This is a genomic window from Mesorhizobium sp. P2_A8 (assembly GCF_056404935.1).
Window position 1 is genome coordinate 185,222 of sequence record NZ_JBFUDB010000011.1, and the last position, 16,619, is coordinate 201,840.

Annotated in this window: 17 protein-coding genes; 12 read left to right on the forward strand and 5 right to left on the reverse strand. The window is 61.8% G+C overall.

Translation table 11 applies throughout. From position 1 onward, the window contains the following. Positions 1-272: 272 nt before the first annotated feature. From AC1D10_RS30280 to AC1D10_RS30295, 4 genes are all read left to right on the forward strand, one after another. Complete coding sequence (locus AC1D10_RS30280; protein ID WP_477278478.1) at positions 273-590, forward strand: DUF2934 domain-containing protein; 318 nt, start codon at positions 273-275, stop codon at positions 588-590. Between the two features lie 19 nt (positions 591-609). Next, positions 610-759: a hypothetical protein gene (locus AC1D10_RS30285; protein ID WP_023677295.1), complete on the forward strand. Its 150-nt coding sequence runs from the start codon at positions 610-612 to the stop codon at positions 757-759. A 169-nt stretch (positions 760-928) separates the two neighbouring features. Continuing rightward, complete coding sequence (locus AC1D10_RS30290) at positions 929-1,354, forward strand: globin family protein (protein ID WP_111543346.1); 426 nt, start codon at positions 929-931, stop codon at positions 1,352-1,354. Continuing rightward, a complete protein-coding gene (locus tag AC1D10_RS30295; RefSeq protein ID WP_477278479.1) occupies positions 1,351-1,473 on the forward strand; it encodes a hypothetical protein in 123 nt (40 codons plus the stop codon). The genes AC1D10_RS30290 and AC1D10_RS30295 overlap by 4 nt, the downstream gene beginning before the upstream one ends. Before the next feature lie 48 nt (positions 1,474-1,521). Here AC1D10_RS30295 and AC1D10_RS30300 read toward each other — a convergent pair whose 3' ends face one another. From AC1D10_RS30300 to AC1D10_RS30310, 3 genes are all read right to left on the reverse strand, one after another. Next, positions 1,522-3,384 carry a CHASE2 domain-containing protein gene (locus tag AC1D10_RS30300; protein WP_477278480.1) on the reverse strand — a complete coding sequence of 621 codons (1,863 nt, stop codon included), beginning with the start codon at positions 3,382-3,384 and terminating at the stop codon, positions 1,522-1,524. 6 nt (positions 3,385-3,390) lie between these two features. Further along, positions 3,391-3,924: a FecR domain-containing protein gene (locus tag AC1D10_RS30305; protein ID WP_477278481.1), complete on the reverse strand. Its 534-nt coding sequence runs from the start codon at positions 3,922-3,924 to the stop codon at positions 3,391-3,393. A gap of 229 nt (positions 3,925-4,153) precedes the next feature. Further along, the gene (locus tag AC1D10_RS30310; protein WP_477278482.1) at positions 4,154-4,702 is read right to left on the reverse strand and encodes a GNAT family N-acetyltransferase; all 549 of its coding nucleotides are present in this window, start codon (positions 4,700-4,702) and stop codon (positions 4,154-4,156) included. A 157-nt stretch (positions 4,703-4,859) separates the two neighbouring features. Here AC1D10_RS30310 and AC1D10_RS30315 point away from each other — a divergent pair, with 157 nt between their 5' ends. Together AC1D10_RS30315 and AC1D10_RS30320 are read left to right on the forward strand one after the other, a co-directional pair. After that, a complete protein-coding gene (locus AC1D10_RS30315) occupies positions 4,860-5,519 on the forward strand; it encodes a L,D-transpeptidase (protein WP_477278483.1) in 660 nt (219 codons plus the stop codon). A gap of 10 nt (positions 5,520-5,529) precedes the next feature. Beyond that, on the forward strand, positions 5,530-6,042 hold the full coding sequence (locus AC1D10_RS30320; RefSeq protein WP_477278484.1) for an OmpA family protein: 513 nt from the start codon (positions 5,530-5,532) through the stop codon (positions 6,040-6,042). A gap of 134 nt (positions 6,043-6,176) precedes the next feature. Here AC1D10_RS30320 and AC1D10_RS30325 read toward each other — a convergent pair whose 3' ends face one another. Beyond that, entirely contained in the window at positions 6,177-6,968 is a 792-nt protein-coding gene (locus AC1D10_RS30325; protein WP_477278485.1) for a bestrophin-like domain, read from the reverse strand. 504 nt (positions 6,969-7,472) lie between these two features. Then, positions 7,473-8,627 (reverse strand): DUF3644 domain-containing protein, encoded by a 1,155-nt coding sequence (locus AC1D10_RS30330; RefSeq protein WP_477278486.1) that lies wholly within the window; start codon positions 8,625-8,627, stop codon positions 7,473-7,475. A gap of 383 nt (positions 8,628-9,010) precedes the next feature. Between AC1D10_RS30330 and AC1D10_RS30335 the strand changes: the two genes are divergently transcribed. The 6 genes from AC1D10_RS30335 (at position 9,011) to AC1D10_RS30360 (ending at position 16,532) form a co-directional block, all read left to right on the forward strand. Further along, entirely contained in the window at positions 9,011-11,086 is a 2,076-nt protein-coding gene (locus AC1D10_RS30335) for a RecQ family ATP-dependent DNA helicase (RefSeq protein WP_477278487.1), read from the forward strand. Then, positions 11,083-12,270: a DNA-processing protein DprA gene (locus tag AC1D10_RS30340; RefSeq protein WP_477278488.1), complete on the forward strand. Its 1,188-nt coding sequence runs from the start codon at positions 11,083-11,085 to the stop codon at positions 12,268-12,270. Before AC1D10_RS30335 ends, AC1D10_RS30340 begins: the two co-directional genes overlap by 4 nt. A gap of 240 nt (positions 12,271-12,510) precedes the next feature. Beyond that, complete coding sequence (gene minC / locus AC1D10_RS30345) at positions 12,511-13,323, forward strand: septum site-determining protein MinC (RefSeq protein ID WP_477278489.1); 813 nt, start codon at positions 12,511-12,513, stop codon at positions 13,321-13,323. A gap of 76 nt (positions 13,324-13,399) precedes the next feature. After that, positions 13,400-14,215: a septum site-determining protein MinD gene (gene minD, locus AC1D10_RS30350; protein WP_477278490.1), complete on the forward strand. Its 816-nt coding sequence runs from the start codon at positions 13,400-13,402 to the stop codon at positions 14,213-14,215. Continuing rightward, positions 14,212-14,484, forward strand: a complete 273-nt coding sequence (gene minE / locus AC1D10_RS30355; protein WP_024501686.1) for a cell division topological specificity factor MinE — start codon at positions 14,212-14,214, stop codon at positions 14,482-14,484. The genes minD and minE overlap by 4 nt, the downstream gene beginning before the upstream one ends. A 581-nt stretch (positions 14,485-15,065) precedes the next feature. Beyond that, positions 15,066-16,532 (forward strand): coiled-coil domain-containing protein, encoded by a 1,467-nt coding sequence (locus AC1D10_RS30360; RefSeq protein ID WP_477278491.1) that lies wholly within the window; start codon positions 15,066-15,068, stop codon positions 16,530-16,532. The last annotated feature ends 87 nt before the right edge of the window (positions 16,533-16,619 follow it).

A 16,619-nucleotide genomic window follows, 5' to 3' on the forward strand; every position in this document is an offset into this window, starting at 1 on the left:
TGCGATAGGAATTTATTCTTGACATGGTGAGGGCAGCGATGCTACATATTCGTCCATGGTGCTGATTTGCGCCAATGACCGGCCACGAGAAAAACGCCGGCGCCGAAGCTGCCAATCTCCCCACAAGTGGGGGAGGTGGCCGGCAGGCCAGAGGGGGGCGCCGTAGGGCGCTAACCTTCGTGCGGGTCACGCTCTTCGCGCAGGATCACGCAAATTTTTTGGATCGTTTGGATTGGCGCCGCGTTCTTCCCTGACGCAACGGAGGAACCGACATGGGCGACGAACGGCACGAGAAAATCCAGCAGCGCGCATACGAGCTCTGGGAACGCGAAGGCGGTGGCGACCCCGAGCGGCACTGGCACCAGGCAGCGGCCGAGATCGACCGCGAGGCAGCCCTGCCGCTGACGGCAGGCGACGCCCTGCCGGAAACAAGCGAGATCGCCAGCTCCGACATCCTGGCGGTCGAGGCGCTGGCGGTGCGCACCGGCATATCGGGCGACGAGGCGCAGGAGCTGATCGACAGGCTGGGCCACGACCGCGCGGCTGTCGAGCAAGCCGCCCGCAGCCTCAAGGCCAAGCGGAAATCCTGATCGATCCAGGGAGCGGCAGATGATCCGGAAACTCAAGGACGGAAAATACCGCCTCTATTCGCGCAAGAAGGACGAAAAGACCGGCAAGCGGAGGAACCTCGGCACGTTCGATACGCGTGAGGCGGCCGAGAAGCACGAGCGCGAGGTGCAGTATTTCAAGCGGCATTGAGGTGATGGGCTGCCGAACATTGCGGCGCGGGAAGGAAATTGAAAACAACTGAATGCAACCTGAAACCAGATTGAGACATAACTGAAACACATCGACGCGATAGGCGACATGCGTGCGAAACGCCCTGGGGAGATAGTTGAGCCTTGCCCACAAACCCAGGAGCGCGCCGATGACACCCGACCAGATTCGACTAGTCCAGGATAGTTTTCGCGAAGTCGTCCCGATACGCGCGGCTGCCGCCGCCCTGTTCTATGAACGCCTGTTCGCTATCGACGGGAATCTTCGGGCGCTGTTTCCGGTGAGAGACATGACCAAGCAAGGCGCCAAGCTGATGGCGAGTCTGGGCTTTGTCGTGCATGGTCTGGATCGTGCCGAGACCATCCTGCCCACCGTGCGCGAACTCGCCAAGCGTCACGTCACCTACGGTGTCGAGGAGCATCATTACCCGATCGTCGGCCAGGCGCTGATCGAGACGCTGGCGGCCGGCCTCGGCCCAGCTTTCACGCCGGCGGTGCGCGAGGCCTGGGAGGCAGCCTACGGCTTGCTCGCGAGTGTCATGATCGCGGCCGCCCGCGAGGTCCAACTCGCGGCGTGAGGGTAGGCGCGCGCAAGAAGGACGAAAAGACCGGCAAGCGGAGGAACCTCGGCACGTTCGATACGCGCGAGGCGGCGGAGAAGCACGAGCGCGAGGTGCAGTATTTCAAGCGGCATTGAGGGGCGCTGTTGGCAGGGCAGGCAAGCCGCAGGCCTGGCGGCAACCCTCTACTGCGGCATCCCTGCACTCTGCCAAAGCCAGATTGCGAGCGAGCCGGATCGCCCACGGATCTGTGTTTCCACGGGTCCTTTCAGGGTGCCGGATTTGAACAGCGCGCAGTCGCGGCCGGCGACATCGAGCATTCTGTCACTCACCGCGACTTCGGCATTCTGGTCGGCCGCGATCTCCATCAACCGGCTGGCAACGTTGACTGTGTCGCCTATGGCCGCGATGTGCTGACGGCCTTCGCCGCCGAGCCGAGAGGCGACGATTGTTCCGTGGTGGGCTCCAATCTTGAAGCCGAGCCGGGATGCCGTCGCTGCCGGCAACGAGGCGAGCCAATCGTTGGTGCGGCTGGAGAGCGCCACACAACAGCTGGCGGCATTGAAGGCGTCGTTCGCCGCTGGTTCCGGCAGACCGAACAGGATCATGGCTCCGTCACCCATGAAACTGGTGACGACGCCGCCGCAGTTCGTCACTTCTTCGCCGACCAACGCATGAAAACCGTTCAGGAGCTCGCGCGTGGCGACCGGTCCCAGGGATTCACTCAGTCCGGTGAAGCCGGACAGGTCAATGAACAGGATGGCGGCATCTCCCCGAACGGGGTCCGAGAGGAAGTCGCCGTGCCTGGCCAGCCACTCCCCCATGCCTGGGGCTTCAACGCGTTGAAGCAATTGGCTCTGCGTTGCGAAAAATTGCGCCCGGCTCCTGCCCAGCCAAAGCTGCGCGGCCCCGAACAGGATGGCCGGCGGCACGGCGGCGGTCATCGGCAGCGCGGCGCTCAGCCAGATGTGGTGCGAGAAAGCGGTCATGTTGACCACCAGCCAGATCAGGACCACGCCGGCGATCGCCGCCAGGCCGCCGGCGTTTCGCCGCCATGCCAACAGCCCGACAAGGACCATTGGCAGCACCACCGCAAAGCCCGCGTCCGCAAGCCGGACAGACTGGTCTCGCACTATTCCGTCGCCGGCCGTCAGATGGGCAATCGCCGTCGATATGACTTCGACGCCCGGCAGTATGGGATCGAACGGTGTCGGGAAAACATCGCCGGTGCCGGTTGCCGTTGCTCCGATCACGACAATTCGATCGCGGATCGTGCCGGGGTCGAATTTTCCGTCCAGCACGGTCGCCGCGCTGATCGTGTGGATCGTGCCGCGGGGGCCATAGAATGTCAGGGGCAGGATGTGACCGATGTCCGTCCGGATAGAGCGTCCGCCCAGCGATAGATGATCGGCTGCGATTTCCGGATCCTGTCCTGCCGCCATGGCGGCGACACGCAAGGGGAAAGACGCTTCCAGCCGATCCCCGGCCCGAAACAGCAACGGCACGAAGCGGGGCGTTCCCGTCTTGTCGGTGGCCACGTTGACGACGCCGACAGCCGCGACATCCGAGAACGCTTTCAGGGGCCACAGAAACCGCTCGGCATTCGGCACGCGGGCGATGGGTCCTTCCCCCACCGTCCATTGTTCACCTCCGGGGTAGACCGCCGCGGCAGCGATGACGCTTGCACCCCCGCGCAGCGAACGCGCCAGCGCCTCGTCGTTGTCTTCTGCCCCGGAATCGACCAGCAGCAGGTCGAGCGCAATGGCTTTCGGTCCAAGCCGCGCTATCGTATCGACAAGCCGGGCAAGGGTGGCGCGGCTGAGGGGATATGTACCCTCGCGCCGCACCGCTTCATCGTCTATTGCGACGATGGTCATCAGCTCCGGTGGCCTCGCTGGTCCTCGAACAAGCGTTCGAAGATCGGTCATCGTTGCTTCGACGCGATCGAGAAACCACAAATTGCCGCGCCAGTGCGCGACGCCCAGGCCGGCGCCCCAAAGACCCGCCAGGATGAGCGCGATCAGCGTCGGAAGCGCTCGCCTGCTCACGGCAGCTCACTGGCCGAAACGGGCCAGCAATGCGGAAACGCGCTTGGCGGGCCAGCGCTTGACGGTCAGTGGGCCTGTTCCGGCCGCGACGTCGACGCCTTCGCCCGGCGCCAGCACCACGCCGGCGCTGGACGCCGGCCGGTTTACGGCGACGCGGCCCCTGAGGACGAAAACTGACGTCTTGCCCTGGCCGACGTCAACGACCCATTTGGTGCCGCGCGCCGCGGCGATCGCCTGCGGGGTGACAACCGCGAAGCCATCCGGGATCGAGCCGGCCGGAGCATTGAGCAGCAGCGCCTTGCGCCGCAACCTGACCGCATCGACAATGCCGTTTCGATCGCGGTCCACCAGCGTGAAACGAGAGCCGCCTTCGACAATGATGGTAAGGCCTTGCCGACATCTCAGAACCTGCCGGGACGTAGCGGCCACCTGCTCGAACCTACACCCCGCGTCCTGCGCCAGGGCGGCATCCATCCAGAAGACACCGGCAAACAGGCCAGCCATCATCAGGCTGCGGAAAAATCGGTCCCTTGCGCTCATCACCGCCCCCTTGCTCCTGCAGAAAATCTGCGGCCGGGAAAATCTGCCGCCGTCAGCCCGCCAACCGGCACTTGCAGCCGCGTTGCGCAGAGGCAGCAGGGCGCCGACCGGCGATCCTAGCACGACTAGCCTGCTCCGACACCAAGCAAGGCGAGGCAGTCGCGAAGCACGAGCGTGAGGTGCGGTATCTTAGGCGGTATTGAGGGGAGCTGAGTTGTTCGCAATTGCACTAGGTACCCGACTGCCACACTGTCCCTTCGGCGACATACAGCATGTGCATTGAGCTCGGATCGGTCGGCAACAGGTCAGGGTGAGCGAATTCGCCGCCCTCGACCTTCTTCATCCCCAACCGCTGCATGACGGTTTCGGACCGCTTGTTCGCCAATGCGGTGAATGCGTACACGCGCGGCGCATCCAGGCTGCCGAATGCATAGTCGAGGGCGGCGCGAGCGGCTTCGGTCGCATAACCCTTGCCCCAATGGTCGCGAGCAAGCCGCCAGCCCACCTCCAGGGCCGGGCCGAAAGGAAAATCGGTCCCGAGGCGATGCAGGCCGACCGCGCCGAGCAACGCCCCGTCGCCGATACGCTCGGCAGCCCAGAAAATCGGCTCGCCGCCTTCGGAAAGTCGCATCAGTTGTTCGACGACGTCGCTGGTCTCAGAGGCGGTCTTCGTGCCGCCGAGGAACTGCATCACCTCCGGATCGGCGTGGATAACGCCCAACAGGGGCTTATCCGCCTCTCGCCAGGGCCTGAGCTTCAACCGGTCTGTCGTGATCATACACTCTCTCCAAGCAAATCGGCTCACCCTCGCTACCACAATAGCGTTCTGGCTTTGATTGAGTCTCGACCCTGGTCTGGCAACGCAGCATTTTCCACTTTGAGGCGAAATCATTCTCTACTATGGTCCACCAGGCTTAAGGCATGGGGGATTGCCGATGGTTTTATCACGCAGGGATGTCGTGCTCGGCGGCCTGGCGCTGGTCGCGGTCGGTGCAACCGGCAATATTGTTCAAGCCGCGACGGCAAAATCCTATTTCGCCGGTACCGCCAGCGACAACAATTTTGTCTATCGCAAGACCAACTTCGCCAAGATCAACAAGAGATGGCATCGCCAGATCGTCAAGTATTTCAGCAGCGAGACGGTCGGCACCGTCGTGGTCGATACCCGCCACCACTTCCTCTACCTCATCATGGAAAACAAGACCGCCATCCGCTACGGCGTCGGCGTCGGCAAGGAGGGCTTCAAATGGTACGGCCGCGCGACAATCGACCGCCGCGCGTTGTGGCCGCAATGGGTCCCGCCCCCGGAAATGCGTAAGCGCAGGCCGGAGCTACCGCCCATGATCGAAGGCGGCGCGTCCAACAATCCGCTCGGGCCGCGCGCGCTCTATCTGTACCGCGACGGCGCCGACATCGGCTACCGCCTGCATGGCACGCTGGAGCCATGGAGCATCGGCACCGACGCTTCCAGCGGCTGCATCCGCATGTTCCCGGAAGACATCATCGACCTCTACCAGCGCTGCCCGATCGGCACCGCGGTGGAGGTCCTGCCGCACATCGCCGACCAGGCGCCTGCTTCCACCACTGTCGAATGATTGGCGCCTCATGAACCGGATGATTGAAAACACGCGCCGCCTGCTCGCCGCCGGCCTGCTGGTGCTGACCGCATCCTGCTCGACCAGCACCACGCTGACCCCTTCCACGCCCGACGTCACCAACGCCGAGGTTGCCGCCTTCCAGAACGTCCAGCCGGGCAGCGAGGAGGATTTTATCCTCAATGTCGGCCGCCGCATTTATTTCACGCAAGGTTCGGCGGCGCTCGATTCTGTCGCCAAGGCCACCCTCGACACCCAGATCGCCTGGTTGGCAAAGCATCCGCGCTGGCTGCTCAAGCTGCAGGGTTTCGCCGACGATCCCGGCGCAAGTGAAACGGCGCTGTCGCAGAAGCGCGCCGATACGGTGATGGACTACCTCGCCGCCGGCGGCATAGACCGCAACCGCATGTGGGCCAAGGGCTACGGCAAGGACAGGCTCGTCCGCGACTGCCCCAACGCCGCCTGCAGGTCGCAGAACCGCCGCGTTGTGTCCAATTTGCGCGATGAGAGGGACGAGTCGTAGGGGCTGCTGTTTTGGTATTCTGCTTCCTCAGTGCCGCGAGGCGATCTCGTCGCGGACTGTCGAAATGATCCCGAAAACAGTCATGGTCACCGGCGCCACACCGAAGTGGGAATTGACCCGTCTCTGCACTTGTATCATTCGCCGCCGCCCGCTTTGGCTTCCGGCATGACTTGCAGCAACGGCTGCGGCGATACTGCGATCTCTCCCGTGAAGGGCCGATCGTGGGCGAGAATCAAGAGAACGGATGCCGCCACGCCGGTCGCAAAAGTTCCAAGAGCGATCGCCGATGCCATTCGGTTGTCACTATGAACGATCGCGATCGCGAGAAGAGCACAGAAGGCTTGCAGGATCAGGCAGGCCCACTTCGTGGGGTTGACTTGTGCTGAGCTGACGAGAATCCGTTGGCGACGCGCCTCAAAGGCGTCTTCAAGCCACCTCGCAATCTCGCGCTGCGCGATCTCCTGGCCGGGATTGCCTGGCGCCAAAGCCAGTGTCGTCCGCAGTGCCTCGTTGAGCGCCGGGCTTATGGTGAGGGTCGCCGCGCTCTCGGCCATCAGCGGCCACTCCTGGCTCGTCGTTTCCTCGATGTAGCTGCGCACCAGCGTGCGTAAGCGCGCCTCGGGCTCCCCGGGAAAGCTGCTCGCCAGAACCACGACCGACCGCAATGCACTGGCCTCGCGATTGACTGCCGCATTGGCGTGATCGTTGTCGCTCCAGACCTGAGCCGCGGTGAACGCCACAAACAAGCCAAAGATGATACCGAGCGGCGGCAACATGCCAGGCGAAAGCGCCTTGAATGATCGCGCCGTGGAGCCCACGGAAAGGGCGGCGATGCCCTGGTGCAAGATGAACGCGACGATATAGGTGGCCCCGAACACGACGAGAGCCATCCAAGCGAGTGGAAGAGTATGCAACCAGCCACTCATGGTAGCGCCTGCCCATCCTGAGAATTCGTCGTCAGGCGTTTGTAGGGCCGTCGTTCCACTCGTGGCAATGCCACTGTGTTCCATCGTGTCAACAAACTCTATGCACGGGTGCAATCCAACGGCCCACGCCGGTCGAAAGACCTGCTTTAGAGTCGCGTCGCAGTGGGTGCTTGCGACGGGAGGATTCCCAATTGCCCGCCAATCGATCCCGCCTGGATTGCAGGTCAGGTTGGTGTTTTGCGCCTGGGGCGGGCTGCTTCATGATCGTCGCGCTGGGCGGCGGAGAAGCATGAGTGCAGTATTTTAAGAGGCGGTGAGGGGGTTGAGTTGTTCGTAATTCCGTTAGTATGGCGGTCGCAATGGCGATACACGTTAGGCCACGGCAACCACTCTGAAAGCCCGTTGCACATCCAGCGGAGACCTTCATTCTCTGTGCTACAAATGGCTACTTCGCGCCGCATGGCAGTCGTCGAGCCAGTAGCACCGTTTCCCAAAAGCGGAAGCTCAGACAGCAGCCACGTACTTGCTGGCATTCTCTTGGCAATGCGCGCGCACCCGGGCGAGCCAACTGTCGAACCAGACCCACGTGTTCTTGTAGTCACCAACCTTGCCGAACCCTTTTGTCGGATCCTTGGCATCCAGTTCCTTCCATAGTGAGGTGTGCGCTGCTTGGTTGAACCTCGGATATCCTTCTGCGTGCATCGCATCGATTACCTGCCCGGCAGTAAAGCGTACCTTGTCGATCTCCTTGAGCAATACCGCATTGATCGCCCGCGCTTCATCCGAATTCGGCTTGATGAATTCGACGGCGGTGTCTGATTTGCTCGCCTTGCTGCCGAGCTTCGGTACGAACGCGACGCGATAGGTGAACGCGGGATCCTTGAGTTCGTCGTCGCTCATTTTCGCGTGAAAGGCGTCCATCATGGAAGCGATCGTTGGGGGAAGGGAAGGGCCCTTCTTAAGACCAGCGGCCTGCGCTGCATCAAATGTCACGAACTGCAGCGCGATCGGCAAGCGGCGCTCGAGCCCGAACTGCGCGCCGAACCAAAATCTGATCGCCTCATTGAAGTTGAGGCAACAGGCTTGCATCAGCGGCCCGAGCGCATCGTCGATTCGGTCAGTCGAGCGATGCTCGATCTCGTGCCGTATCTCGAGCAATAGCTCAAGGTTCTGCCGCACCGCCTTCGCGACGGGCAGCTTGTCGTTGCGTAAGCATTTGCCTAGCTCCCAATACGCTTCAGCACCACTTCCTAAGAGCTTGGGCGCGCCATTGGTTTTGTAGCGATAGTCGATCCCTTCACGTTTGAACCATGCATGGCAGAGGTAAGTCCAAGCGATCATAGCTGTGGTGATGAATATCTCTGCGCGGAAATGAAGGCCCGCTGAGTTGAAGTTGTGGACTGCGGCGATCATCGCCTCGCGGGCCTTCACCAGCAGTTCGTCGCCCCTTAGGCTGAGGCCTGTCTCACCATCCACGTCCGGCCAACAATTCAGGAATTCGGCAAGCTGGTCAGAATTGGCGAGCTTGATCGCCTTGTGCTTCTTTTCCGACCGGATCTCCGAAATCTGCCGGTGGTTGATTGAGCGCGTTGGCCGCGTGAAATAGGCAAGGATGTCCTGATCGTTGTACCTCTTAGTCGCGAGCATTGCTTTGACCATCGCGACTTCCCAGCGTTCGAGATGATGGCCCTTTTTCCGGCTTGGCATGGCTTAAAGATCTCGCTCGCATCCAAGGCTATTAAAGGTCCTTTCGTCGAGCCTTGCAAATGGTGGGAAAGCGCCCCATCTCGGCTGCATTGGGGCCTATCTGAGTTAGATTCGACCTCGACTTGATCCTGCCGAGATAGGGCCGAGCGCAAATGAAATGCATATTACACGGTTTCTTTGATGTAAGCTGTGACAGTCGAACCTTCAAAAAAAGCGGTCCAACCGATGTCGGATTGGCCAAACTTAATTTCTCGTAACGTCACTGGTCCGGCGCCACCATCATATAGCAAAAGGGAAGCGAAGGCTTGGTAACTCGAAGGGAAGCTCTCAGCCTGTTGCGCCAAGCCCTTGGCAATGAGGCCGCGGAATTCATGGAGGGGCAATGGCCGTCTATCGACGCCATCGCCAATGAGCGTCGGCGCGTACTTCTTGTCCAGCGGACCGGTTGGGGCAAGAGCATGGTCTATTTCCTCTCGACGAGGATCTTGCGCGACCAGGGTGCCGGGACAACGTTGATCATTTCCCCCCTTCTCGCGCTTATGCGCAACCAGATCGTAGCTGCGCGTGGACTTCATCTGACAGCTGAGACCGTCAACAGCACCAACCAGGATGAGTGGCCCGAGATCATGGCGCGGGTCCGGGCCGGCAACGTCGACTTGCTCCTTGTCTCGCCGGAAAGGCTGGAGAATCCGGAGTTTCTGGAAGAATGCCTGCTCCCCATTGCCGAGAATATTGCGTTCCTCGTGGTGGATGAAGCCCACTGTATTTCCGACTGGGGTCACGATTTTCGGCCAAGCTATCAGCGGATCAACCGGCTGCTCCGAGAGCTTCCGCCCAATGTCGCGGTGCTCGCGACGACTGCGACCGCAAATGAGCGTGTGGTGCAGGATGTCCTGATTCAGCTCGGCGACAATACGGAGTTGCAGAGAGGTCCGCTCACGCGGGAGACCATAGCCTTGCAGACAGTCGATCTGCCAAATCGCGCTTCTCGATTGGCGTGGCTGGCGCTCGCGCTTCCGGGGATTGAGGGCAGCGGCATCATCTACACCTCGACCGTACGCGACGCGAAGTCGGTGACGGCATGGCTGCAAGATCAAGGCATTGCCGCCGAAGCCTATTATGGGGCGCTTGGGCAGGCGGATGGGGACGAAGGCGCTCGCGAGGCACTCGAGGGACGGTTGCTACGCAATGAAATTAAGGCTCTGGTCTCGACTAATGCCTTGGGGATGGGCTTCGATAAGCCCGACCTCGCGTTCGTCATACACTTCCAAGCTCCACAATCGATTGTCCACTATTATCAACAGGTAGGTCGCGCTGGGCGTGGCATTGCCCACGCGCTCGGCATCCTAATGACCGGCGAAGAAGACGACGAAATCAATCGCTACTTTATCGATGCGGCGTTCCCTCGAAACCGAGATGTCGAGCGAGTGCTGACGGCATTGGATGATGCGGATGATGGGCTCAGCATCAATGACCTTCTTCAGATTGTGAACCTTCGCAGGGGTCAGCTCGAGAAAGTCCTCAAGCTTCTCGCTGTCGAGGACAATCCCCCCATCACGAAGCTGGACTCGCGCTGGTACAGGACTCCCAATCCCTATGCCGTCGACAGGCCACGCATTGAACGGCTGGCGGGGCAAAGAGAAGCTGAATGGCGGCGCGTGCAGGACTATGCGCGCGCGGAGACCTGTTTGATGGAATTTCTAGGCAACGAGTTGGACGATCTCGAGGCGACTGAATGCGGGCAATGCGAGGTATGCCTCGGCGAGCCCCTCATCGACATCCTTCCTGATCGCGCGATTACCACTGCAGCCGCGCGCTTCATTAAGCGCAGCGAGGTGCCACTTGATGCGCGCCGGCAGTGGATTTCTGGCGCGTTCGAGAGTTACGGATGGCGTGGCAACATCCGGCCTGAGCTTCGCAACGAGGAAGGTCGTGCCCTTTCAATCTGGCGAGACGCGGGTTGGGCCCCGCTTGTTGAGCAGGGAAAAGAAGATGGGCGTTTTCCTGACGAACTCGTCGACGCTTGTGTTGAGATGATTGAGCGTTGGGGACCGGATCCGGCACCTGAATGGGTGACTTGTATCCCATCCCTCCGATCAGAGGAGCTCGTTCCCGATTTCGCGCGGCGGTTGGCGGCGGCGCTTGAAATTCCCTTCCGACCTGCTGTTTCCAAAGTTCAGGAGACGCAGCGGCAGCGCAACATGATGAACAATTGGCAGCAGGCCCAGAACTTGGACGGAGCATTTGAAGTCGATCCAGACGAGGTCGAAGATGGTCCGGTCTTGCTGGTGGATGACATTGCCGACTCCCGCTGGTCGCTGACTGTCGTTGGAGCGCTACTGCGGGCCGCTGGCAGCGGACTGGTTTTTCCATTGGCCTTAGCATTGGCATCTGCGAGTAATGCAGGATGATGACGACTTCGCTTTCGACTGACGCTCAGGCAACCGCCTTGCTCGTAGGGCGATTTGGCGAAGGCAAGGCGAAACCCCTCACACGCATGGAATTCAATCGGGTTGCCCAGACCCTGCACCAACGTGGACTGCGCCCTTCTGACCTTTTTCGGCAATTGCCGGACGACCTTCCAGTCGATCGAGAACGGCTTAGCCTCCTGATCTCGCGCGGCACTGCCTTGGCTCTTGCGGTCGAATCCTGGAGCCAGGTCGGCATTCGATTGGTCAGTCGAGCAGATCCCAGCTACCCCGCGCGTTTCAGGAAGCTACTCAAAGGCGGATCGACTCCCATCCTCTATTATGCCGGCGATCTTTCATTGTTGGAGCGTCCAACGGTGGGCGTTGTCGGATCGCGTGATGCCACGCAGGAAGGCCTCCGCTTCGCACATGGAATTGGCGAACGCGCTGCCGCGGAAGGTGTGGTTACAGTGTCGGGAGATGCTCGCGGCGTAGACCGGGCTGCAATGGACGGAGGACTTGATAACGGCGGTTATGTCGTAGGCATCCTCGCAGACTCGCTCTCTAAGACGGTACTGTCAAAACGCTATCGACAGGCTATCGGCAGCGGAAAGCTCTTGCTCATGTCCCATGTCGAGCCGGACGCTCGCTTCACCGTGACACAGGCAATGGAGCGCAACCGCTACATTTATGCGGCCGGAGACGTCGTGATCGTCGCCGACAGTGACGTTAAAGGCGGCACATGGAATGGCGCCATCGAGAACCTGAAGTATCGCTGGGCTCCGGCTTTTGTCCGGACCGGCCATGAAACGCGCGAAGGAAATGTTGCTCTGCTCAACGAAGGCCTGATTGAGATTTCTGGCGGGTGGCTAAACCGCGCACAGCCGATCCGCTCGCTCTTTAAAGTGAGGATGGACGCACCAGAATCGCTGCCCCTTTTCTCAACGAACGAACAAGCTACCGCCCAGCAGGAAGTCGAAGAGTCCTATCGAGACATTCTCTTTAATCTATTCCGTGATCGGCTCTTATCCGCCCTCGACGCCCCCCAAGGCACCTCGAACATCGCTGATTACTTCGGTCTTGAGACCCACCAAGCCGAAGTCTGGCTACAACGCGCCGCCGCCGCTGGTATTCTTGAGATTACGGCGGATCAGCGTTGGAAGCGTGCTCAGGGTCGAAGGCACTAACGGTGCATCGCGACTAGCGGTCTGGCTGGTATAGAAACCGGAACGGCCGCTTTGCTGCAGCGATCTTCCGGAAGCCGACTGGCCGCTTGCGGCTCTGCATGTAGCAGGTCAGCGTCAGATAATGGCCCTATTCGACCTTCCGATTTCTCGCGCTGCTGGCTAAGTTGCACCCCCCTCCCATTAACCATTCGTTAACCATTCACTCGCTAGCGTTTACCTATCAGTAAGGATTCGCCGCCAGTGACTTTTGCCGCTCCCCTTGAGGCCAAATCCATTCGCTTTCGCGCCCGCTCCTTCGTCGCGTTCACGCTGACGCCGGAGGCGCCCCTGGGGGCTTGGCTGTCGGGGCTGGACCACTGGATCGGCAACTCGCCCGGCTATTTCTCAGGCCGCCCGGTGCTGCTCGATCTGAACACGATGAAGCCGCAGGCGAGCGAGATCGCGGCGCTGGTGGCGGAGCTCGGCACGCGCGGCATCCGCATCTATGCCATCGAGCTCGAAGGGGCCGCGCTCGGCGCCGAATTGCCGCCGGTGCTGACCGGCGCCAAGGAGGCGACGACCGATGGCCTGCTGCCCGGCCGCAAGGCGAGGGCTGAGGTTTCCGACAAGGCCGAGGGCAAGGTGCTTGAGGCGCGCGCGGATGCGGGCGCTGCTGGCAAGGGCAAGGCTGGCGCAAGCCTAACAGGCGAAAGCGAGCCGCAGGCGGCACAGCCGCAGGAGGCTTCGGGCACGCTGATGATCAAGTCGCCGATCCGCTCCGGCCAGGCGATCGTGCATCCGCATGGCGATGTCATCGTGCTCGGCTCGGTCGCGTCCGGTTCGGAGATCATCGCGGCCGGGTCGATCCATGTCTATGGCACGCTGCGCGGGCGCGCTTCGGCGGGTGCGCTGGGCAACAAGGGCGCGCGCATCTTCTGCCGCCGCAACGAGGCCGAGCTGCTGGCGGTCGACGGCTGGTACGTCACCGCCGAGGAGATGGAAGGTGTTTCGCGCGGCAAGCCGGTGCAGGCGTTTCTCGACGGCGACGCGCTGCGCGTTTCGCCGCTGAGCTGACATCGATTTCGACCGATATTGGGCGGCCGGGCCGCTCGACCAGGAACAACAAAGCAACAACAACGGAGGCATTTTCATGGGCAAGGTAGTGGTGGTCACTTCGGGCAAGGGGGGCGTCGGCAAGACGACCTCGACGGCAGCCCTTGGTGCCGCGGTCGCCAAGACCGGCAAGAAGGTGGCCCTTGTCGACTTCGACGTCGGCCTGCGCAACCTCGACCTGATCATGGGCGCCGAACGCCGCGTGGTGTTCGACCTCGTCAACGTCATCCAGGGCTCGGCCAAGCTGTCGCAGGCGCTGATCCGCGACAAGCGGGTGGAGACGCTGTTCCTGCTGCCGGCCTCGCAGACGCGCGACAAGGATGCGCTGACCGAGGAGGGCGTCGGCGAAGTCATCGACAAGCTGCGCTCGGTGTTCGACTACGTCTTCTGCGACAGCCCGGCCGGCATCGAGCGCGGCGCGCAGCTCGCCATGCGCTTTGCCGACGAGGCGGTCATCGTCACCAATCCGGAAGTGAGCTCGGTGCGCGATTCCGATCGCATCATCGGCCTGCTCGATGCCCGTACGCTCAGGGCAGAGCAGGGCGAACAGATCGCCAAGCATGTGCTGGTCACGCGCTACGACGCGGCGCGCGCCTCGCGCGGCGAAATGCTCTCCATCGACGACGTGCTGGAGATCCTGTCGACACCGCTGCTCGGCATCATTCCCGAGAGCCAGGATGTGCTCAGGGCCTCCAACCTCGGTTCGCCGGTGACGCTGTCGGAACCGCTCAACGCCGCGGCACGAGCCTATATCGACGCCGCCAGGCGGCTCGAGGGCGAACAGCTGCCGGTCGTCGTGCCGTTCGAGCGCAAGGGTTTCCTCGATCGTCTTTTGGGAAGGAGGGCGGCATGAACCTGCTCGACATCTTCAAGCGGCGCTCCAGTGCGCCGGTGGCGCGCGAGCGGCTGCAGGTGCTGCTCGCCTATGAGCGCCGCAACCGCAGCCAGCCCGACCTCGTCTCCATCCTGCGCGAGGAGATCATGGCCGTCATCGCCAAGCATGTGCAGATCGACCAGGATTACCTGCAGGTCTCGATGGACCGCGGCGAGACCATGTCGACGCTGGAAATCGACATCCAGATCCCCAACAAGAGCGCCGTGCCGCTTGCCATGGCAGGCTGACTTTACTCCTGGGGGTCGATCCCGCAAAGCGGATCGGGGCGGGGGCTGCGCCAGCACCCCCACCCGGAAGTTCACGTCGGCTGGGCCGAATTGACCAATGCCGCGGATCACGCGCTCTACGATGCCAAGGGCAACGGGCGCGACCGGGTCGCCATCGCGCTGGGCAACGCGCCAAGTGAGCGGCCCCCGATCCAGTTGGTGCCGGCCCCAAAAGCAGCTGAGACGCCTTTTGAGGTAGGCACTCAGTCTCGCCTGCGACAATCACCTTGCAGTCCGGCAAGCCGGGATGCGGCGAGTTTCTCGGCGGCACATCTCCACCCTGAAGGTCCCGCGCGGCTTTGCCGAGCCATCTCGCGGGGCGCGCCACGGGTCTTGCCTGTCCTTCGGCCCCCCACACTCGTGAGGCAAGGAACAAGCTTTCCCACGGCCGCGGCGTTGGTTGTTCGCGGCATCCAAACCCCAAATGTGCCGACCTTGCCTCCCGCCAATGGGGGGCTTCCCCTGCGCAATTAGCGGATGTAAGGATATGTTAGCAATTCGTTAAGTAGCAAGTTGGGGTATGGCGTAAGGGGTATTCGGCCATGAACTTCAAGGGCCTGATCAAGCGTGCTGAAGACGTAGATAAAGCAATTCAAGACCTCGAGATCGATCTGGCGGATGCGCTGGATGCGACTCTCGACGCCGAGGACGAGGCGCCGCCCAAGAGCGGCGATGGCGCGGATGCCGCGGCAGGCCCTGACGAGCCGCCACCTGAGGCCATTGCGGCAAATGGGGACAGTGCTGCAAATGCAAACGATCCCGGCGATGCGGACAGTCCCGAAACCGGGCCACGACTGACCTCCCACACCCAGACCCGACTGGCTGCGTTGAGTGCCTTCGAAGGGCTCTTCCATGACGCCAGGGATTATCTGGACGATATCAACGGCAAGCTGTCGGAGATCGCGACCTCACACCATTTGACGCGCGAATACCTCAACATCCTCCACGGCGACATCATTCGCGCCAACGAGCTGGAGCTGACGAATGCCGGCCTGATCGCGGAACAAAGAACGCTGTCGGAAAAGCTGCACGACGCGGGCAGAAAGCTGCGCGAGCGTGAAAGCACCTGCGAAGTGCTGCAACAGCGCGAGACAAGCCTGGTTCAGGACAGGGACGCGCTTCGCGCGGCGCTTGCCGCGACAAGGCTGGAACTCGCGGAGACATCCAATGCGAGCGCAAGACGCGACGCGGATTTCGGCGACATCGCCAAGCGGCTGACCGCCAGGACAGTCGAGGCCAACAGGCGCTTGCGCGAGAGCAAGATGCTGCGGGAAAAACATGTCAGCCTGTCGATCGAGTTCGACAAGGCGCTGAAGCGGGAATCCCAGGCACGCCACAGGCTCGACGAGCTCTCGGCGATCCATGCCAGCGAAGCAGCGCGGCTTGTGGAACTGCTGGCCGCGCTCGGCAAGAGCGAGAAAGAGGAGATGCGGCTGCAGAAGTCGCTCGAGGCGGCACAGGCGAAGCTGTCGGAAATGACCGAAGCGGCCGGCATGGTGGAAGGTGACAGGGAAGCCGAACTGGCGCGCAGCGAGACGGAGATGCGCGGGTTGCGTTCCGAGATCCAGGAGCTGCAATCGCGGCTGGAGTCGGCCTCGAACGAGAACAGCGAGGCCACCGGAGAGATCGCCAGGCTCAAGACTGAATTGAACGACACGCTGGCCGAAAAGAAAATCGCCGATGAAAGATTGTCCGCGCTCGCCGATGAAAACGATAGCGACAAGGCGAACCTTTCGAAAGTGAACGCCAATCTTTCACAGCTTATGCTGCAACAGGCGTCGGAACAGATACAGCTCGATGTCCAGAGGCAGGAATGCGAGGACCTCAGGGCCGAAATCGTGTCCCTCAATGCCCGGATCAAGGAATTGCTGCCCTACGAGCGGCTGCACAAGGCCACCAACGGCAGACCGCGTGAGGGCAGCGTGGTCGAGATCACCGGCGTGGTGGCGGAGAAAGCACGTGCAGCGGGCAGGCGGCGCGCCCGCAGGAACCTCCGCGCGACGCCGTAGAGCAGTTCACCGTTTCACGGAAACGGCGAACAGCTCTATCTCTTTGTCTTGACGCAATTCCCTCAGGGAAAGCGCTATGCGCTTTTC